Annotated in this window: 2 protein-coding genes and 1 pseudogene; all 3 read right to left on the bottom strand. The window is 73.4% G+C overall.

Annotated elements, in window-relative coordinates; all coding sequences use genetic code 11:
• A pseudogene (locus tag Q1N79_RS30070) lies at positions 1-284 on the bottom strand (allantoate amidohydrolase); the annotation flags it as partial.
• Positions 281-1,972: a urocanate hydratase gene (hutU, locus tag Q1N79_RS30065; protein WP_300614510.1), complete on the bottom strand. Its 1,692-nt coding sequence runs from the start codon at positions 1,970-1,972 to the stop codon at positions 281-283. The pseudogene Q1N79_RS30070 and the gene hutU, both read right to left, overlap by 4 nt.
• A partial coding sequence (locus Q1N79_RS30060; protein ID WP_300614509.1) for an aromatic amino acid lyase occupies positions 1,969-2,532 on the bottom strand: 564 nt, incomplete at its 5' end. The genes Q1N79_RS30060 and hutU, both read right to left, overlap by 4 nt.

Here is a 2,532-nt window from a genome sequence, read left to right as displayed (position 1 = left end):
AGCGCGCCGTCGAACGCGCCCCCGTCGGGCACCGAGTCCAGGTGCGACCCGACGGCGACGCCCGGACCCGCGTCCGGGTCGCCCCACCAGGCCCACTGGTTGCCCGCCCGGTCGGCCGTCACGGCGAGGCCGCGCTCGGCGGCGCAGCCGGCGAACCACTCGCGCAGCGCGGCGTCCTCCCGCGTCCAGGCGAACCGCCGGTACCCGCCGCTGCCCGGGTCGCGGCCGACCGGTTCCAGGTCTGCCCACAGCCGGCCGAAGCTGGCGGCGGCGATGTCCGTCACGACGGCAGCCGGACCCCGCCCGCGGGGTGGGCGAGCAGCGTCTGCTCGCCGGCGGGGGCGTCCCCCGAGTCGATGTGCCGCAGCACGCCCGTGCCCGGGTCGTTGCTGAGCACGCGCTCGATCTTGCGGGCGGCCAGTTCGGTGCCGTCGGCCACGGTGACCTGCCCGGCGTGCAGCGACCGGCCGATGCCGACCCCGCCGCCGTGGTGGAACGACACCCAGGTGGCGCCGGAGGCGGTGTTCACCAGCGCGTTGAGCAGCGGCCAGTCCGCGATCGCGTCAGACCCGTCGGCCATCGACTCGGTCTCCCGGTAGGGGGACGCCACCGAGCCGGCGTCCAGGTGGTCGCGGCCGATCACGATCGGCGCCGACACCTTCCCCGAGGCGACCAGGGCGTTGAACTCAAGGCCCGCCTTGTCCCGCTCGCCGTAGCCGAGCCAGCAGATCCTGGCAGGCAGCCCCTGGAACGCGACGCGCTCTTGCGCGGCCCTGATCCAGCGGTGCAAATGCGAGTTGCCGGGGAACAGCGAGAGCACGGCCTCGTCGGTGGCCCGGATGTCCGCGCTTTCGCCGGACAGCGCCGCCCACCGGAACGGGCCCTTCCCCTCGGCGAACAGCGGCCGGATGTAGGCGGGCACGAAGCCGGGGAACGCGAACGCCCGCGCGAAGCCGCCGAGCCGCGCCTCGTCGCGGATCGAGTTGCCGTAGTCGAAGACCTCGGCGCCCGCGTCGAGGAAGCCGACCATGGCAGCGACGTGACGCGCCATAGACGCCCGGGATCGTTCGGTAAATTCTTGTGGTTTCTTGTCGGCGTAGTCGCGCCAGTCGGACAGCTCCACCCCCACCGGCAGGTAGGACAGCGGGTCGTGCGCCGACGTCTGGTCGGTGACCGCGTCGGCCTCGACGCCGCGGCGCAGCAGCTCGGGCAGCACCAGCGCGCAGTTGCCCACGACGCCGACGGACAGCGCCCGCCGGTCCTTCTTGGCCTCAGCGCACAGCGCCAGCGCCTCGTCGAGGCCGTCCGCCACCACGTCGAGGTAGCGCGTGGCGACCCGTCGCTCAAGCCGGGCCGGGTCCACGTCGACGACCAGGCAGACGCCGCCGTTCAGCGTCACGGCGAGCGGCTGGGCGCCGCCCATCCCGCCGCAGCCGCCGGTCACGGTCAGCGTGCCGGCCAGCGTCCCGCCGAACCGCCTGGCCGCCACGGCGGCGAACGTCTCGTAGGTGCCCTGCAGGATGCCCTGGGTGCCGATGTAGATCCACGATCCCGCGGTCATCTGCCCGTACATGGTCAGCCCGGCGTGCTCAAGGCGGCGGAACTCCGGCCACGTCGCCCAGTCGGGCACCAGGTTCGAGTTCGCGATCAGCACCCGCGGCGCCCACTCGTGCGTGCGCAGCACGCCGACCGGCTTGCCGGACTGCACCAGCAGCGTCTCGTCGTCAGCGAGTTGCTTCAGCGTCGCGACGATCGCGTCGAACGCCGCCCATGAGCGGGCGGCGCGGCCGGTGCCGCCGTACACGACAAGCTCGTCGGGGTGCTCGGCCACCTCTGGGTCGAGGTTGTTCATCAACATCCGCATCGCCGCCTCCTGCGGCCAGCCGCGACAGCTCAGCTCGGTGCCGCGCGGCGCACGGACGGGGCGGGCGCCGTCGGACCAGTCGAGCGCGGGAACATGCGCAGGGGTCACGCCAGCTCTCCAACGACCGCCTCGACCGCGTCCACCAGCCGGCCGTCGCCGATCAGCGTGGCGGCGGCCTCCAACTCGGGTGACAGCCACCGATCCGGCCCCGCGCCCGCGACTCGCTCGCGCAGCGCCGATACCGCCGCCGCAGTCGGCGCGGCGGCAGTCAGCGGTGCGCGCAACTCGACGCCCCGGGCCGCCGTCATCCATTCGATCGCGAGGATCCGCTCGAGGTTCTCGGTCACGGTGCGCAGTTTCTTGGCGGCCGACCAGCTCATCGACACGTGATCTTCCTGCATCGCGCTGGTCGGCAGCGAGTCGACCGAGGCGGGCGCCGCCAGCCGCCGGTTGTCGGCGACGATCGCCGCCTGTGTGTACTGGGCGATCATCAACCCCGAGTTGACGCCGGCATCGGGGGCGAGGAATGGCGGCAGCCCGTGCGAACGGCCCGCGTCCAGCAGCCGGTCGGTACGTCGCTCGGCGATCGCGCCGACCTCGGCCGCCGCGATCGCCAGGAAATCGCAGGTGAACCCGACCGGGGCGCCGTGGAAGTTGCCGCACGACTC

The sequence above is a fragment of the Trebonia sp. genome, assembly GCF_030042015.1.
In the GTDB taxonomy this organism is placed as follows: domain Bacteria; phylum Actinomycetota; class Actinomycetes; order Streptosporangiales; family Streptosporangiaceae; genus Trebonia.
The sequence above is the reverse complement of the archived record's forward strand: the minus strand, read 5'-3'. Positions and strand labels throughout refer to the sequence as shown.